The organism is Amphritea balenae (assembly GCF_003858655.1).
Taxonomy (GTDB): domain Bacteria; phylum Pseudomonadota; class Gammaproteobacteria; order Pseudomonadales; family Balneatricaceae; genus Amphritea; species Amphritea balenae.
The window spans coordinates 281,909-299,883 of sequence record NZ_RQXV01000005.1; the positions used below are offsets into that span (position 1 = coordinate 281,909).

Below are 17,975 nucleotides of genomic sequence, written 5' to 3' on the forward strand. Positions count from 1 at the left end.
TTCTTTACAGACCTATATCTGAAATCCCTTAAGAAAAATTAATTTTACTCTGATCCTGAATATTCAAGCATAAAAAGGGGTTCTCTTCTGCATGCGCCGCGTTCTGCGACAGTTTTGTAGCACAGCGGTGAAATTTTCCGACAGCAGCGCCTTGTTATAAAATATGTTACGTATCTATCCCTGGCATCATCACCAACAAGTTTATTTTACCGCTGATTAAGTTTCGTTAGCCAGATTTGCTAAACTAGCGTTTCTCTACAACCGTCCTTTACCATCGCCAGGCTTCAGTATGACTGACACATCCCCCCAGAATAGCAGCACCAGCATCGATCAGAGCAGCCACTATATTCTCAATCGTGAATACTTCACTGAGTGCTTCAACGAATCTGCCGATACTACTATCAGCCTCAAAACATACCGTCAGGCGATACTACTGGGCATTTTGGCCTGCGTATTCTTTGCCTTAGAGACCGAAGCCTATATCGCATGGTTTCTACTAGCCCTTGGCGCTGTCGAACTGCTATCAATTCGCTATAAGCGCGGTTGGTGGGTCGCCCGTCAAATGCTCAGCCGAAGAGCTGGTAGCCGGGTTAATGTTCGGGTTGACGAACAAGGTATCTATACCGACAGCTCTCACCACCAGCAAAGCATCCTCTGGGACGATATCTCTGAAATAAAACGCACAGAAAAAGGCTTTATAGTCATCCATAAGGGCGGCACTAACTACCTTTCCAGAAATGGCCTGGATGAATATTTTTTGGCTCTGCTAAACGAAAAATCAAGCGCTATAACCTAAGCAGCTACCTGTATTCTAAAGAAAGAATCATAAGCCCATAGAATGGCGCGACCTGAAATACGGCACTCTGCAGCTAACGGAGAAAGCTAGAAAAGCCAGTAGTGGAACAGCGATATTCATATGAGAGCTTAACGCTGCGAGCACGGAAAGGGGGATCTGTTCCTGTGGCATAACAACTCAGCACACCAATCCCTATCTCACAGGTAAAGCAGAAGCTATTTAAAAGTAGCCACATGAAAACGCGCATCAGATCAATTTCTAATCAGAAAAACACGCATGGGTTTCATCTTTCTAGCAAAAGACTGTTTATCTATTCTGGTAGAGGTCGTTCTTACAACCCGCTGGGTTTACATGAACTGCAGAACTATCTAAGAAGGATTTTATGCTTTTTCTAGCAAGCCGAACTTGTTCGGCGTTCTAGCAAGGGGCGCGTAGCGCCCCGGTCTGCTTTAACTTCGTTAAAGCGTCTGCGATTGAACCACAGTAATGGCAATGACATTAACCACATCGTTGGCTGAACAGCCACGGGACAGGTCATTAGCGGGTTTTTTCAGACCCTGCAGGATCGGCCCTATGGCATCGGCACGGCCGATCCGCTCAGCCAGTTTGTAGCCGATATTGCCCGCTTCCAGGTTTGGAAATACCAGCACATTAGCTTTGCCCTGGGTTTCGGAGTCAGACACTTTACGCTCGGCTATTTCAGAGACTATCGCCGCATCCAGCTGCACATCGCCATCGATAGCCAGATCAGGCATATGCTGTTTTACGATAGCCGTCGCTTCGACTACTTTATCCACCGCCGCATGGTTGGCACTGCCACTGGTTGAGAATGACAGCATCGCGACTTTCGGTTCTTCTTCTAGCAAAGTGCGGGCGCTGTTAGAGGCGGACATGGCGATCTGTGCCAACTGCTCTTTATTGGGATCAATCACCAGACCACAGTCGGAGAAGATCACGCCGCCTTTAAGCTGATGGAAAGGCTCGCATAGCATCATCAGGAAGAAGCTGGAGATCATACTGGCATTTTCAGCCATACCGATAATCTGGATCGCTGCACGCACGGTATCGCCGGTGGTATAAACAGCACCGCATACAGAACCATCGGCATCATTAAGATGCACCATCATCTGGGCAAAATGCAGTGGATCCTGCATCAGCTCAACCGCTTTACCCATAGTCATGCCTTTGTGCTGGCGCAACTGATAAAAGGCATCGGCATAGTGTTCGATCGCTTTAGATTCAGCGGGATCGATTACACTAATGCTTTTCAGATCAAGACCGGCGGCTGCCGCTTCGGTGTTAATCTTATCCACATCGCCTAACAAGGTAATTTCAGCAATACCCCGTTCGGTCGCTGTAACAGCAGCAGTAATAATACGCAGATCTTCACCTTCAGCCAGTACCACCCGTTTAGGATTTTCGGTGGCACGACGGAATATATTATTCAGAGCTTTCATTAGCAGCGGCCTTAGTTGTAATTATTGTTTTGGAAGGTTGAAATCCTCTGAATAAGACACTGCAACTATAACGATCCGGATACCGGTAGGACCGGAGAGATCACACAACTGCTATAGCTGGCGCATCAGTGCCTTAATCACAGGACTCGAATAAACCGGGAATCCCATAATTTCTATCAGGACTCCCGGTATTCAGACAAAGCCTCCGTTGCGGAGGCTTTGTTTTTGGGTTCAGTACCCTTAGCTCAGTACGGAGACTTATACGTAGTCTTTGTACTTTTCCAGGTGACGAACTGGCTTAGACAGTGCGTCGCGGCGGAACGGATCGCCCAGCTCACGAGTACACATGATCTCTATAACAGTTGTCTTGCGGTTTTCCATCTGATCGTTCAGCGCTGCTTTCAGAGCCGGACCAACGTCTTCCAGCTTATCAACAGTTACGCCCTGCGCACCCATAGAGCGTGCGATCTCAGCGAAGCTAGGGTTTTCCAGCTCACCGGCAACGAAACGACGGTTGTAGAAATCTACCTGGTTCTTCTTCTCTGCGCCCCACTGACGGTTGTGGAATACGATAGAAGTAACAGGGATATCTTCACGTACGCAGGTCATGATTTCCATCATAGACATGCCCCATGCGCCGTCACCAGCGTAAGAGATTCCCGGACGCTCTGGCGCCGCAACTTTAGCACCAATCATCGTTGGCAGTGCGTAACCACAGTTACCGAATGCCATCGCTGCGAAGAAAGAACGTGGACGTTCGAAACGCAGGTAGCTGTTAGATACAGAGTTGATGTTACCGATATCGGTAGACACCATTACGTCAGCTGGCATCGCTTTTTCAAGCTCGCGCAGAACCTGACGTGGGTGCAGGTAGCTGCCTTCTTCACCAGTTTGCTCTTCGATCATCTCCATGGAGTAATCGTCGCGCTCGTGGATCCACTCGTCCAGTTCCTTCTCCCATGCAGCTTTTTCGGCAGCAACTTCTGCTTCACGCTCGGCACGGTTATCCAGACACTTGGCAGGCTTGCCTTCCATCAGCTCCATCAGAGCGTTGGCAGCAGCTTTAGCATCGCCACAGATAGCTACGTCTACTTTCTTAACCAGACCCAGCATCTTAGGGTTGCAATCGATCTGGATGATCTTAGCGTTCTTCGGCCAGTAATCCAGACCGTGCTGTGGCAAGGTACCGAATGGTCCCAGACGGGTACCCAGTGCCAGTACAACATCGGCCTTAGCGATCAGCTTCATACCTGCTTTAGAACCCTGGTAGCCCAGAGGACCACACCAGTTAGGGTGAGATGCAGGGAAAGAGTCATTGTGCAGGTAGCTGTTTACAACTGGCAAACCCAGCTGCTCAGAGATAGCGATAGCTTCGTCGTACGCATCGCCCAGTACTACACCACCACCGGAGATCATTACCGGGAACTCAGCGTTAGCCAGAATCTCAGCAGCCTCTTTCAGAGACTCAGCACCACCTGCTGCACGCTCGATACGGATCGGCTCAGGGATTTCACAGTCGATATCGCCGTAGAACAAGTCACGTGGGATGTTCAGCTGAGTCGGGCCGTTTTCCAGCATTGCACGGTCAAAACAACGTGCAGTGTATTCAGCCATACGGCTGTTGTTAGTAACAGTTACCTGGTACTTGGTAATAGTTTCGAAGAATGGCAGCTGCTGTGCTTCCTGGAAGCCACCCAGCCACTGAGTGTTAGTACCGGTTTCCGGCGTGATACATACAACCGGAGAGTGTGCCCAGTAAGCTGCAGCAATTGCAGTTACAAAGTTAGTGATACCAGGACCGTTCTGTGCAATACAAACACCGTGACGACCGGATACACGGGAGTAACCGTCAGCCATGTGGCCCGCACCCTGCTCGTGTACTACCGGGATCAGTCGGATACCTGCTGGAGTAAAGATGTCCATTGCGTCCATGAACGCAGAACCCATGATACCGAAACTGTCGGTTACACCGTTTGCAACGAGGGTTTCTACCATCGCTTCACTAGGAGTCATTCGAGCCATATTTGAATTCCTTATTATTGTAATCGGAGGTGGAAAACCACCGCCAGAACCAGTTAAACGATTAAGGGCTGCAAAATTCAGGAAAATCCTGCAGCAGCGATAACTTCCGTCCCGGTGGCATATGCGTAAAGAGCATTGCTTTAGCGGATAACGTGATTACAGATTAGGAGGCCGGCCGATTTCTCAGTAGAACCAGATTTGAGGTACAGGTTGAGCCAGACTGGCCCAACGGGGATATACGGCAATAAAACCAGAAAAAACAAGGAGTTAAAAAATGGAGCCAGTTTCAGACTGCCGTCAGCGCCAGACGGCAGCCTTGCTTAAGATCAGACCTATCAAGTCATCTCGTGAATCAGTTCAGCCAGTTTGGCAATACCTGGTTCAATTCGATCGGTTGAGATTGATGAGTAACCCAGACGGAAATAGTTCTTGGGCGGCTCATCGTCTAAGAAGTGCACAGCACCGGACTCAATCAGAATAGAGTGCTCTCTAGCCCGACAACGCAATTCATCGGCATCCAGCCCTTCAGGACCTTTAACCCAGAAACAGGAGCCACCAAAGGTTGGCAGGTTATGGGATTCCGGAAGATGCTTAGTCAGCGCTTCATCCATTGCGCGCCAACGGGTCTGATAGTTGCGGGTGATGTTCATAATCAGGGAGTCGTGATAGCCACGCTCTAAGAACAACGCCACTGAACGCTGATTATTGGCCGCCGGGTGGCGTACCATCAACCGACGCAAAGCCCGTGCTTCTTTAATCAGCTCAGCAGGACCGACCAGATAACCCAAGCGTAATCCCGGTGCCAGCGTCTTAGACAAACTGCCGATATAAAGCACCCGATCATTTTTATCCAGACTTTTGAGGGCCGGGATAGGATTGGATTTAAAGTTAGTTTCACTCTCGTAATCGTCTTCGATGATCAGAAAGTCATCTTCATTAGCGCGACGTAGCAATTCATATCGTCGCTCTATCGGCATAGTCACCGTTGTCGGACACTGATGGCTCGGCGTGGTATACACAATATCGCAATCACTTAATCGCTCATCCACCAGCATACCATCCTGATCGACAGGAATCGGCTTAATCTGAGAAGGGTTCAGGCTGGCAATATTGCGAATATCAACATAGCCCGGATCTTCCAGGCCAATAGTGCTCTGCTTATCTAACAGTAACTTAGCAATAGTGTAGAGGGATTGTTGCGCGCCGACGGTGACCAGAATCTGATCGGCCGATGCCCACACGCCCCGACGGGGCAACAGGCGGGTACGGATCTGTTCTACCAGTAGCGGATCATCGTTATCTACCCGATCGGCAGCCCAGTCGCTAATCGCCGGACCACTAACCGCATCCCGACAACATTCACGCCAGTTAACGGTAGGAAACAGCGATGCATCAAACTGACCATAAATAAACGGATAATCGTATTTCTGCCAATCCCGGGGTTTAACTATATTGGTTTGCTGGCTGGGCCGCAGCTTGAATCGCAGGTCCCAGTCAGGTGGACAGTTATCATCCAGTTCACCATCAGCACCGGCAGGGACTTCAGCTTTCACCTGACCATTAAGAATATCAGGATTGACGTAATAGCCGCTTCGTTCACGGGCAATCAGATAGCCATCATCAAGCAGATGTTCATAGGCCAATACCACGGTATTTCGTGCTACGTTCAACTGTTGCGCCAGTTTACGGCTAGAAGGTAGCGGGCTATCCAGGGGGATATTACCGTTCAGTATTGCGCTCGCAATCTGTTCGCGCAGCTGTTGCTGCAGACTACCGCCCTGCCCCGGCGTCAAATGGAAAAGCTGAAACATGGACTTAGCCTTTTATCAGGTGCACATTCCTTAACCAGCTATATACTCAGGTAGTACGGCTCATCCGATCAGCGAGTGCCAGACATCCGATCAGTGATAAATTTCCAGAGCAGCGGGTCTTTGTGCTTTTTATTATAGTTAATCATCACCGTTTGCCAGTGATGCTTTTCCGTATCTTATTGTTTTTATTAAGCAGGCTGTAAATAAGATATTGATACGCCCGTTAACAACAAGGTTTCATATATATAGAAAACTCAGATCTTTAACCAGATATTTAACTGGGGAAGGTGCGAAAAAGTCCATTATATTCTCTGCGGGCTATAAAACGGCCAGATGCGCGAAAGACAGTGCAGCGAAATGTATGGACCTTTTCAAACTGTCTGACAGTGCACATGGCCGTTATAGAGCCCGCCCCTCTCTTTTTTAAAAGAAGGGGCTTTCAGAGAGGGCAAATCCCGGCGTTAACAATTTTCGACGTACCACCAGTATGCCTGTAATTGTTGCCTTGACCTTCACCCTCTCTGTAAGCCAGAGGCGTAAGAGACTAATTCGCACCTTCCCTAACAATATGACAAATAAATCCGGACTGGTCTGACCAGTGCCGGATTTATAAGAACCGGGACTACTACCTTCCCAGTGGAGGAGGAAGGCAATAGTCCCGGAGACGGACAAGGTAAAGCGTTGAAAAAGTCTTAGCTATTCGGTGCAACGTCCGCCAGTGCATTATCCAGAGCATCAACAATCTTATCGATATCCGCACGGGTAGCGATCAGTGCAGGACTCAGACACATAGTGTTGTTGAACTCTTTGAAAGAGCGGTTAGTACGGCCAACAATAACGCCATTAGCCATACAGTGAGCACCGATCTGTACTGATACAGACTCATCAACAGGCTCTTTAGTTACGCGGTCTTTAACCAGCTCAAAGCCGGCAAACAGACCTTTACCACGTACATCACCGATAACGTCATATTTTTCCATCAGCTGATTAAGGCGACCGCGCAGGTATTCACCTTGCTCAACCACGTTATCCAGCAGATTCTCATCTTCAATGATCTGCATGTTAACCAGTGCCGCAGCAGGGCCCGCAGTACAACCACCAAAAGTAGAGATGTCACGGAAATAATCCATGCGCCCATCTTCCGGCTCTTTAAACAGATCGAATACCGCTTCAGTGGTTACTGTACAAGAGATAGCCGCATAACCTGAAGCAACACCTTTAGCCATAGTTACCATATCTGGCTTGATGCCGTAGTGCTGGTAGCCAAACCACTTACCGGTGCGTCCCAGACCACAGACCACTTCATCGATGTGCAGCAGAACGTTGTACTTCTTGCAGATTTCCTGAACACGATCCCAGTAACCCTGAGGCGGCTCAATTACACCACCACCGGCAGTGATCGGCTCCAGACACAAGCAACCAACCGTATCAGGACCTTCAGCCAGAATTACTTTTTCGATCTGATCGGCAGCCCATACACCGTAGTTTTCCAGATCAGCACCTTCCTGCGCGCGGTATTCGCAGCAGTGTGGTACTTCAACGAAACCAGGCGTAAAAGGACCATACTGATTCTTACGCTCAAACTGGCCGGTCGCACTTAGTGCAGTAATCGTAGTACCGTGGTAATCACGCTCACGGAACAAGACTTTATGTTTCTTACCGCCGTAATTCTTCTCAGCGATCTGGCGTACCATTTTGAACACTTTCTCGTTCGCTTCAGAACCTGAGTTAGAGTAGTAAACACGGCTCATACCCGGCATTTTCTCAATCAGCTTTTCAGCAAACTGTGCCGCTGGAACGTTACCTGCAGTCTGTGCAAAGTAGTTCAGGGTTACCAACTGATCACGAACGGCATCAGCTATTTCGGTACGGCCATAGCCAACGTTTACTGTCCATACTGCACCAGATACAGCATCCAGGTATTCGTTGCCTTTGGCATCCCATACCCGCATGCCTTCACCCTTAACGATAACCATAGGATCAGTTTCTTCATATGGTTTGTGCTGCGAAAGGTGATGCCATACGTGTTTACGGTCATTACCTACAACTTCTTTCGCATCGAATTCGTTAGAACTATAAGTCATACAAGCCTCCACTGAGGGTATTGTTATTGTTATCGAGCCTGAAACGCTGTAGCTGAAACACTGCACCAGACTCTTTAATTCAGAGGCGGGAGTCACACTCCCATTCCTATCATTCGGCTATCGGTAAGGCTGAATTGGTTGCGCCCTACTTCGTATCCATGACCTATAAGCTACTTGGCTTCAGCAAAAACCAGTTAGAACCAGATAACTGCCAGATATGATGCCAGCCGTAATTCGGGTCCTGCTCCTCCGACTGGACTCACAAGTTGACAATATCTGGCCCTTAAAGGAGATCTGGATATTTCCCAGTATGAATAGAACAAACAATAAAAAGAGACCTTGTGCAGGTCTGACTATGAGGTTCTATGATGATTCGACTCACCGTTAATGGCGAAAAATTACAGCAGGTCACCGCCCGCAATTTACAAGAATTGATTGAGACGCTGCGCCTGACCGAAAAACGTATCGCTGTTGAAGTTAATCAGGAAATAATTCCCCGTAGCGAACATCAATCAACCCGCCTGAGAGAGGGTGACCGGGTTGAGATAGTTCGTGCAGTTGGCGGCGGTTAAGCGTCCTCTGCTCACCCCATCATATTCAGTCTGTGCAGGAGTATTGTATGACCCAGGATTTACAGCTTAATGATCAACTGATCATTGGTGAACGCAGCTTCAGTTCGCGCCTGATGGTAGGCACCGGTAAATATAAAGATATGCAGGAAACCGGGGCGGCTATCCGCGCCAGTGGCGCCGAAATAGTGACCGTAGCACTGCGTCGAACGAATATCGGCCAGAATCCAGATCAGCCCAACCTGCTGGATGTGGTGTCCCCTGATGAATACTGTATTTTGCCTAATACTGCGTTCTGCTATACCGCAGAAGAAGCGGTACGTACCTGTCGTCTGGCACGGGAGCTACTCAACGGGCATGATCTGGTTAAATTGGAAGTTCTGGGGGACGACAAAACACTCTACCCCAATGTAACTGAAACCCTGGCTGCAGCTGAAACCCTGATTAACGACGGTTTCAAAGTGATGGTTTATACCAGCGATGATCCTCTGATCTGTAAACGACTTGAAGAGATGGGTTGTGTAGCGGTCATGCCGCTGGGCGCACCTATAGGTTCCGGTCTGGGCCTGCAAAACCTCAATAACATCCGGCTAATTCTGGAAAACGCCAATGTCCCTATCATCGTAGATGCCGGTGTTGGCACACCTTCCGATGCTGCGGTTGCAATGGAACTCGGCTGTGAAGGCGTACTGATGAACAGCGCCATTGCCCACGCCCGCAGCCCGGTACTCATGGCCCAGGCGATGCGTAAAGCGGTTGAGTGTGGTCGCGAAGGCTACCTGGCAGGTCGAATGCCAAAGAAAATGTATGCCAGCGCCTCTTCACCGATTGATGGCACTATTAGTTAAAGATTCAAACTAGTTAAAGATTCAAACATGCCGGATTATATTTTACACAGATATAATCCGGCCCTAACCTAAACGACAAAAAACTCTGCTAAAACAACGTGCTACAACCCTGCAGCCAATAACGCGCTGTTTGTTTTAATTGACACTCCTGCCTGCCTACCATTTTGAGTATCTACAGACTATTCTTGTTTGAAAACCCCATGATAGTATCCGCCAAATTTGTTTAATGTATTTACTCATTTCGCGAAGCCATTAAATGCCCCAGCTTGCTGATATCAAACACGACCTTTCTGTACATCAGATTACTCAGACTGATCTGATCTTTTGTGCTGCCCATAATACGGCAGCCGATGCGATACAACTGATGTCAGAACACCGGATAGGCAGCATTATCATCTGTACTGATAACCGACCGGTTGGCATTATTACCCGCGGAGACATGATTGATCTGGTGCAGCAAGGTGGTGATATTCACAGCACCAGGGTCGACCAGTTTATGTCCAGCCCGGTTATTACCGTTGCCAGTGATGAGTCGGTAGACCGGGCATCGGAGCAACTACAGAGCCATAATTTACGGCATCTGGTTGTGGTGAATCAGCACGGCGCTCTGTTTGGTATTTTATCGGAAACCGATGTGGTCAACAGTCAGGGAATTGAACACGACCTGTTCCTCCGTTCAGTCAGCGATATTGCCAATAAAAATCCCCTGCGCCTGCCTTTAAATCTGACGCTTCAGCAAGCTATTCAGGAACTGCAGAATGCGAAGCAAACTGCATTACTGGTTACCCGGGAACAACAGGTTTTCGGTATTCTGACCGCTAAAGATGTTATCGACATGCTGGCTAAAGGCCTGATGAATACCCAACTAGGGGACTGTTGTGCTGACGACCTGATATCAGTCGAACAGGATCAGAGCCTGTACAACGTGCGTAAGATTTTTCGTCAGCATGGTTTTCAGCACCTGGCAGTGAAAGATAGTCAGGGCCAGATTTCCGGCCTTATCTCTTATCACGATATCCTGCAAAGCGCTGAATTGGATTATGTTCATCGACTACGCAGTCTTCTGAATGAGCGGGATCAGGCACTTGAAAAGTCCACCTATAATCTGAAACTGGCAGACCGCGTCATTGATGCTTCAATGGAAGCTATTCTGATTACCGATAATAAGGCGCTTATCCAGCGGGTTAATCCAGCCTTTACAGAAATAACCGGTTATCAGGCAGACGAAGTGGTCGGCAAGAAACCCAGCATTCTGAGTTCCGGCCGGCACCATGCCGACTTTTACACCGAGATGTGGGCCAGTCTCGAGCATAACGACCAATGGCAGGGCGAGATCTGGAATCAGCGAAAAGATGGCACTATTTATCCTGAATGGCTCAGTATTACCGCGATAAAAGATGATAACGGCGTTATCAGCCAATATGCCGCGATCTTTTCTGATCTGACGGAGATTAAAAAATCAGAAGCACGGATTAAACGGCTGGCATACTTTGATGAGCTCACCCGTTTACCCAATAGAAAACTGTTTAATGACCGCCTTCAGCTGGCGCTGGGTTATGCCAAAGAGCATCAGCATCGTGTTGCATCGGTTTATGTCGACCTGGACTTTTTTCAGCGCATTAATGATCTTTACGGCCACGAAGTTGGTGATCTGGTGCTGCAGGAAGCCGGGCGGCGTATCGAGAACCTGCTTGAGGACGGGGATACCGTCGCACGATTCGGTGGTGATGAATTTAATCTTATCCTGACCGATGTTGATGATTACCAAAGTTTAACCGGCTTTCTTAACCAGCTAATCCACGCCATTAATCAACCGATACTGATTCAGAACCATAAGATTGAAACCACCGTTAGCATCGGTGTCAGTTTCTATCCCGATGATGCTGATAATGCAGAAAATCTATTGCGATGTGCCGACGCAGCTGTGCATCAGGCAAAAGATATCGGCCGTAATAGCTTTCGTTTTTTCTCATCGGAGCAGCATCAGCAGATTCACTCACGCTATCAGCTGGGTAACGATCTGCTACAGGCACTCACCGAAGATCAGTTTGAGCTCTATTACCAGCCCAAGGTCTGCGCCCAAACTAAATGTCCCGTTGGTGCAGAGGCTCTGCTGCGCTGGAAACACCCAAGCTTAGGCTTTGTTTCTCCCGATCAGTTTATTCCGCTCGCCGAAGATATTGGCCTGATTGATAAAATTGGTAACTATGTGCTCTGTGAGGCCGCCAAACAAGGCGCCCAATGGGCTAACGAAGGCATTGAAGTCCCTCTGGCTATTAATGTCTCGGCCAAGCAGATGCTGGATCCGAACCTTGCCAAGCGGATCATCAATGAGTTGGAATATGAGAAGCTCCCGCCCCATCTTTTTTCTATAGAACTGACCGAAACCAGTTTCCTGCATTGCCTTGAAGAGACGCAGATTACGATAAAAGAGCTACGTAGCACCGGGATTCAGGTGGCTATCGATGATTTTGGTACCGGCTATTCCAGCCTGAGCTATATCAGGAACATGGCCCTTGATGTATTGAAAATTGATCGCAGCTTCCTGATCAATATTGAGCAATCCGATATCGATCGCACTATTGTCTCCTCGATAATCGATATGAGTCAGGCGATGGGATTAAAAGTGGTCGCTGAGGGAATTGAGACAGACGCCCAGTTTCGGCGCCTGCAACAGCTAAATTGTGATCAGATACAGGGCTACCTGTTTGCCCGTCCCATGCCAGCACTGGAATTTATCGACTGGTATAAGCGCCAGCAAAGCCTCACTTAGGATGTGTGAAAACTACTGCGCTTGCCTGAGCCACGTTAAAAATAGCCTCAAATTGCTCATTTACACATCGAAACTCTACAAGGGGACAGTGACTCCGCTTTTTCGGCTACTTTTGCCTAGCTCAGCCTTCGCTCATAACGTTTTTACACAGCCTAACTTAAGCGGGTACCAGGCGCTTCGCTTTTTTGTTCCGACGCAGACTTCTGCTACGGCGCAGGCTATCCAGGGCAAACAGGATAAAGCCGAACCAAACCAGGCTAAAGGTTATCAACCGATCGCTATCCACCGCCTCTTTAAAGACGAATACAGCCAGTAAGAAATATAGTGTTGGTTCCAGGTATTGTAAGATCGCAATACTAGACAAATTCTTCATCCGTTTTACGCCAAAAGCAAACAAGCCCAGCGGTATTATTGTCACAGGCGCCGTCAGCATCAGTAGTATTCTGATATCCCCTTCATTCGCGTCATAACTGGTGCCACCTGACATGCCAATCAGGTAAAACAGTGCAAAGGGAACCATCAGGATCGCTTCTGCCGTCAGCCCGTTCAGAGTATCAATTTTGACTTGTTTCTTAATCAGACCATAGCTGCCAAATGCCACGGCAATACCTACGGTAAGCCAGGGGAAAGACTCAAGACTGAGGCAGGCATAACCGAAGCCCATCAAACAAAAAACCAGCGCCATAAACTGCAAAGGTGACAGCTTCTCTTTCAGGTAGAAAACACCGATCAGAATACTGACCAGGGGGGTCAGAAAATACGCCAGACTGACCATCAATACCTGTCCATGGGTGACCCCCCAGGTGTTCAGATACCAACTAACTGAAATACAGGCGGTAGAGAGAAACAGCCAGAAAAATGTTTTCGGCTCCATTAATAACTTAAACACCTTCACAGGTGTCACCGTTATCCACAACAGTATGGCCATCAGTGGTACCGACCAGAGTACTCTGAAAGCAAATATCTCCATCGCCTCAACACCTTTAAGGTGTTGATAAAAAAGAGGGACCAGGCCCCAGATGATATAGGCGGATGTAGTCCAGAACAGACCGTTCTGATCATTATCTTGCTGCATACTGAATAAACCGCCACTCATACTAAAGTTTAAAAGAGAACGGCATTATCCGAGTAATTCAGGCAGGGTCAATTCAAGAATTACTTGTTACTCATAAAAGCGGCTTATATCCCTCTATCAGGGTATCAATTAACTGCTTTATACGAGGGCTGTCAGTGCTGTTTTTGCTTTCGGTATTGTGCAGGGCTAATCCCAAACTGTTCTCTGAACATATGGATAAATGGTGACGCAGAACTATAGCCCAGTTCCAGTGCGATAGTAGTAATACTCTGCCCGGTACTAAGTAGCTCAATCGCTTGCATCAGCCGTAATTGCTGACGCCACTGCTTCAAAGACATGCCGGTCTCGCGACGGAAGCGCCGGTCCAGAGTACGGGGTGTAGTGGCCAGTAATTCTGCCAACTGTTCTGTTGTCTGATTATTATCCGGCTGCAAATACAACCGGCTACACATAGCAGCCAACTCTTCTGCCACAGGCCAGGGCAGGTAACGATCACTTTGTTCCAGACGAGCCAGGGACTGTAACAATAACTGCACCAGATCATTCTCATAACCCTGCAGTGAATAATTAATCTCAAAATCTGCAGCGGACAGAATCAACTCTCTGATTAGCGGTGTAATATGCAGGACACAGGCGGTATCTGTACTCAGCCCTTTATATTCCGCTTTAACATACAAGCTTTTAAGGTCGGCACCGTATTCGGTATACACGCTATGCTGACAACCACGGGGCAGCCAGATCACCTGCTCCGGTGGAATAAAATATCTCTCACCTGTCAGATCGACAACCAGCACCCCTGATACTGCATATAAAAGCTGATGCCAGTCATGCTGATGGGGCGGGAAAAAATGACGGGAAGGCATAACTTCCTGACGTACGAACAGCTCTCTTGGGAGACTCGCCATCTCAAGTAAGCTTAATTCGGTAGAAGATAGTCGATTCATAAGAACTCTGCTGGCGGTAATATTAACGACATCATTAACGGCACTAATAACAACCTGTCTTATTCTATATACATTTTGTCATTCTATAGAAAGATAACATAAGCAACATCCACTAACCTGAGACTTCATCTTAAGTGGATAGAATCAATGTCTGAAATCAGTCGAGCGCGCATGCTTCTCATCAGCGTTCTGGGAATTACTGCTACCGTCGGCATCGCAAGATTTGCTTACACGCCAATGATCCCGGAAATGGCCAGTGAAACAGGCCTGACAGAGTCGGTCGCCGGTTATCTGGCTGCTGCGAACTATGCAGGCTACCTGAGCGGGGCACTACTGATCTCGTTTATCCACAGCCTTGCCTTAAAAGCCCGGCTATTCCAGGTAGGCCTTATTACCGCAGTGCTAACCAGTATTGCGATGGGACTGACCACCTCAGAACCGCTATGGTACCTGCTACGTTATCTTTCAGGCCTGAGCAGTGCTGCTGGTATGTTGCTGGGTGGCGGGTTACTGATGCACTGGCTTATAAAACATAATCATAAAGCGGAATTGGGTATATTTTTCTCAGGTCTGGGAATAGGCATAGTTATCACTGCCATTCTTGCCCAGCTGATCAAAGACAGCTTCAGCTGGGATCAGCAATGGATGATCTATGCCGGGGCCACCCTGTTACTCATTATCCCGGTTTGGCGCTGGCTACCCGATTTCAGTCTGGAGCAGTCTCTGCCCAGACGTTGTAAAAGCCACGCAGCCCTGCCACTCAGTTTTATGCCGGTGCTACAACTGGCCTATTTCTGCGCAGGCGCCGGTTATGTCATTTCTGCTACCTTCCTGATCACTATCGCCGAAAGCATTGATACCCTGCAGGGAAGTGGCTGGATCATATGGCTGGTTGCCGGACTCAGCTGCGCACCAGCAAGTGGTTTATGGGACAAAATTTCAGCTAAAACCGGACCATGGCAGGCACTGTTTATCGCCTACCTTCTGAACACCCTGAGTATTCTGATACTCCTCCTAAGCCAACACCTGTTTGCGGTTATTCTTAGTGCACTGATTTATGGCGCAAGCTTTATCGGGATCGTCAGTATGATGCTCGCAATGGTTGGACGACTGTTCCCGGATAATCCATCGAAACCGATGAGTCGACTCACCTTTAGCTATGGCATAGCACAGATGATCGCGCCGGCTATTGTGGGCTTTATGGCGGAATACTACGGTAATTTTAATAACGGCCTGATTCTGACCATACTGGTGATGCTGGCTGGCTGTATCGCACTCGCCTTTGCGCAAAGAATTGAACAGCGATCCGGTTTATCCACAAAGCCCTTAAGCCCTTAAGCCCTTAAGCCCTTAAGCCCTTAAGCCCTTAAGCCCTTAAGCCCTTAAATATGAGACAGCGCCTGAACTTCTGGACGCCTATTGTTCTGAGCGCTATTTTCAAAAAGAAGAGCAACCTATCCACCTTCTTTTACCAGTACTTTGGGTAGCTCGCTGACCGGCTCAGATTGTTGTATAGCAACGCTACCAGCACCAACAACAGGGCACCAGTGAATGTCGGAAAGACCAAATAATCCCAGCCAGGCTGTAACAGGAACACTATCACCGGGTTCGAACCTGCCGGCGGGTGTACCGTACGGCTGGCCATCATTAACATAATCGCGACACAAACAGCCAGTGCAACAGACCACCACACCGGACCGAAAAACATCAGAAAAACTAACCCCGTCAGTGTGCTGATGCAATGCCCGGCAACAACATTTCTCGGCTGTGAAAAAGGCGCATCAGGAAAGCCAAATACCAGCACGCAGGAAGCACCAAAAGAGCCCATGATTAAGACCGTTTCAAGACTGTCCGCCAGACCCGCCAGCACGGCAATCGCAATAAAGCCCCCCAGGCCTGCAAGCAGTATGTTCTTAACCGGGTGCGGAGCAGGTAAAGGCGCCGCATCCCCTCTCATTTTTTGCAACAGATCAGTCATCGATCACCCCGGACATCCAGTATAAATAAGCCAAGGTAGACCAACCTGTCTACCAGACATTACATAGTAGACAGACTGGTCTACTCGTGTCAATATTATTACTTTGAAATCCAGTACAAGAACATGTCAGACAAACGACTTCAGCTTATTACGACAGCCTTCAAACTCTTTTATCTGAAAGGGGTACATGCGGTTGGTATCAATGAGATCCTGGCAGAATCAGGTATCGCTAAAAAAACCTTGTACCATCACTTTTCCGGTAAAGAAGATTTAGTATCTGCGGTGCTGGCATTCCGTGATCAACGCTTTCATGACTGGCTTGAAAGCCGTTTCAATGAATCAAATAACGGAGCCGATAAAGTCTATGCCCTGTTTGATGCTCTGGATGACTGGTTTAATGACCGGGTAGCTGATCTGCTCCCTTTTCATGGCTGCTTCTTCATCAATGTCAGCGCTGAATTTGGCGATCCCGAAAACCCTTTGCATCGACAATGTAGTCGTCATAAAGAGAGTATTCGTAGCCTCATTGCCAAGCAGGTAGATATGCTGGATATCGATTCGAGCGATCAAGAAAATATGACCGATGCCTTGTGTTTGCTTAAAGAAGGAGCCATTACCCTGGCCTATGTACAAGGCGACCGCGATGCTGCAGTTAAAGCAAAAGCCACTGCTGTAATGCTTCTGCGCAGAGAATGCGCTTAAGATATGCTGGAGAAATAAGGAAAAAATACAGATATTACCCTTGGGAACCGCGAAGCTCTGGGTAATATCTGCCAAAAAGAGCGATCAGGATTTTCCGAAAAATCCCTGCTCAGGAGTTACACATAAAATCGATGTAGAACTAAGCCTGCTACCAACCTTCGGTTAAGACTGCTTATCCAGGCCCTTCTTACCTCAGGCTATCTGTCGATCAGCTGCAGCGGTGACCATCCGGGTCAGACTGGAGAGATCGAAAACAGGCATGCCAAATCGTTGCTGCAGTCGGGGAGCAAAATGGGACAGGTCGGTACATTCCAGAACAATCGCGCCAACCTCTGGATTATTGTCTAGCATTGTCTGAATCACCGTGCAGAGCTCACGCTCAAACACAGCCATATCCAGATCGTTGTTGTTACCTTTCAGAATTACATCAAAGAACTGTGGCTGATCCTGCATACCGGCAACGACCATCGGTTCATCGGCAATGCCTACGCCTGTCAGGTGGTCCTGAGTCAGTGCGTCGGAATTTGCCACGACAACGCCTACCTTCTGATCAGACTTCAACATGCGTGATACTAACGGCACCTGGATCAGGCTGGACATAAACACCGGGATATCTACAGCATCAGCCAATGCTTTCTGGTGCAGTGCCAGAAAGCCGCAACTGCCCGTTATCGCTTTCACGCCTTCACGCTCCAGCTCTTGAGCCGCGTCGATAAAGGGCTTCAATAGTTCAGGATCACGTTCACGAATCAGGCGATCAATCGTCGCACCCTTCACTGTTTTATACAGAATCGGAAAATCAAAACTGGCCGGGTGCTTTATATGACCATCAGGTTTAGGAAAATATGATTCCAGAGAGATAACCCCTAATGGAACACCACAAACATTGATACCGCCTTTAATAATCATATTTTTA

At 48.3% G+C, this 17,975-nt stretch carries 14 protein-coding genes; 6 read left to right on the forward strand and 8 right to left on the reverse strand.

Features of this window, described 5'->3' with window-relative positions; all coding sequences use genetic code 11:
* Positions 1 to 289 precede the first annotated feature (289 nt).
* A complete protein-coding gene (locus EHS89_RS11035; protein WP_124926206.1) occupies positions 290 to 796 on the forward strand; it encodes a YcxB family protein in 507 nt (168 codons plus the stop codon).
* Positions 797 to 1,254: 458 nt separating this feature from the next.
* On the opposite strand, the gene pta is transcribed toward EHS89_RS11035, so the two are convergent.
* The 4 genes from pta to EHS89_RS11055 form a co-directional block, all read right to left on the reverse strand.
* Positions 1,255 to 2,253, reverse strand: a complete 999-nt coding sequence (gene pta, locus EHS89_RS11040) for a phosphate acetyltransferase (RefSeq protein ID WP_124926207.1) — start codon at positions 2,251 to 2,253, stop codon at positions 1,255 to 1,257.
* A gap of 258 nt (positions 2,254 to 2,511) precedes the next feature.
* Positions 2,512 to 4,275, reverse strand: a complete 1,764-nt coding sequence (xsc, locus tag EHS89_RS11045; protein ID WP_124926208.1) for a sulfoacetaldehyde acetyltransferase — start codon at positions 4,273 to 4,275, stop codon at positions 2,512 to 2,514.
* Between the two features lie 335 nt (positions 4,276 to 4,610).
* A complete protein-coding gene (gene pdxR / locus EHS89_RS11050; protein WP_124926209.1) occupies positions 4,611 to 6,086 on the reverse strand; it encodes a MocR-like pyridoxine biosynthesis transcription factor PdxR in 1,476 nt (491 codons plus the stop codon).
* 692 nt (positions 6,087 to 6,778) lie between these two features.
* A complete protein-coding gene (locus EHS89_RS11055; protein ID WP_124926210.1) occupies positions 6,779 to 8,170 on the reverse strand; it encodes an aminotransferase family protein in 1,392 nt (463 codons plus the stop codon).
* A gap of 365 nt (positions 8,171 to 8,535) precedes the next feature.
* On the opposite strand from EHS89_RS11055, the gene thiS reads away from it, so the two are divergent.
* The 3 genes from thiS to EHS89_RS11070 all read left to right on the forward strand — a co-directional run bounded on the left by thiS (position 8,536) and on the right by EHS89_RS11070 (position 12,360).
* On the forward strand, positions 8,536 to 8,742 hold the full coding sequence (thiS, locus tag EHS89_RS11060) for a sulfur carrier protein ThiS (protein WP_124926211.1): 207 nt from the start codon (positions 8,536 to 8,538) through the stop codon (positions 8,740 to 8,742).
* A 47-nt stretch (positions 8,743 to 8,789) separates the two neighbouring features.
* Complete coding sequence (locus tag EHS89_RS11065; protein WP_124926212.1) at positions 8,790 to 9,587, forward strand: thiazole synthase; 798 nt, start codon at positions 8,790 to 8,792, stop codon at positions 9,585 to 9,587.
* Between the two features lie 256 nt (positions 9,588 to 9,843).
* Entirely contained in the window at positions 9,844 to 12,360 is a 2,517-nt protein-coding gene (locus EHS89_RS11070; protein ID WP_124926213.1) for an EAL domain-containing protein, read from the forward strand.
* Between the two features lie 157 nt (positions 12,361 to 12,517).
* On the opposite strand, the gene rarD is transcribed toward EHS89_RS11070, so the two are convergent.
* Positions 12,518 to 13,435: an EamA family transporter RarD gene (rarD, locus tag EHS89_RS11075; protein ID WP_124926214.1), complete on the reverse strand. Its 918-nt coding sequence runs from the start codon at positions 13,433 to 13,435 to the stop codon at positions 12,518 to 12,520.
* Positions 13,436 to 13,587: 152 nt separating this feature from the next.
* Complete coding sequence (locus EHS89_RS11080; RefSeq protein ID WP_124926215.1) at positions 13,588 to 14,379, reverse strand: AraC family transcriptional regulator; 792 nt, start codon at positions 14,377 to 14,379, stop codon at positions 13,588 to 13,590.
* A 147-nt stretch (positions 14,380 to 14,526) separates the two neighbouring features.
* Here EHS89_RS11080 and EHS89_RS11085 point away from each other — a divergent pair, with 147 nt between their 5' ends.
* Positions 14,527 to 15,717 (forward strand): YbfB/YjiJ family MFS transporter, encoded by a 1,191-nt coding sequence (locus tag EHS89_RS11085; protein WP_124926216.1) that lies wholly within the window; start codon positions 14,527 to 14,529, stop codon positions 15,715 to 15,717.
* Positions 15,718 to 15,847: 130 nt separating this feature from the next.
* On the opposite strand, the gene EHS89_RS11090 is transcribed toward EHS89_RS11085, so the two are convergent.
* Positions 15,848 to 16,357, reverse strand: a complete 510-nt coding sequence (locus EHS89_RS11090) for an HPP family protein (RefSeq protein ID WP_124926217.1) — start codon at positions 16,355 to 16,357, stop codon at positions 15,848 to 15,850.
* A gap of 123 nt (positions 16,358 to 16,480) precedes the next feature.
* On the opposite strand from EHS89_RS11090, the gene EHS89_RS11095 reads away from it, so the two are divergent.
* Positions 16,481 to 17,059, forward strand: coding sequence for a TetR/AcrR family transcriptional regulator (locus EHS89_RS11095; protein ID WP_124926218.1), 579 nt, complete (start codon positions 16,481 to 16,483; stop codon positions 17,057 to 17,059).
* A 192-nt stretch (positions 17,060 to 17,251) separates the two neighbouring features.
* On the opposite strand, the gene EHS89_RS11100 is transcribed toward EHS89_RS11095, so the two are convergent.
* Positions 17,252 to 17,968 carry an aspartate/glutamate racemase family protein gene (locus tag EHS89_RS11100; protein ID WP_124926219.1) on the reverse strand — a complete coding sequence of 239 codons (717 nt, stop codon included), beginning with the start codon at positions 17,966 to 17,968 and terminating at the stop codon, positions 17,252 to 17,254.
* Positions 17,969 to 17,975 lie beyond the last annotated feature (7 nt).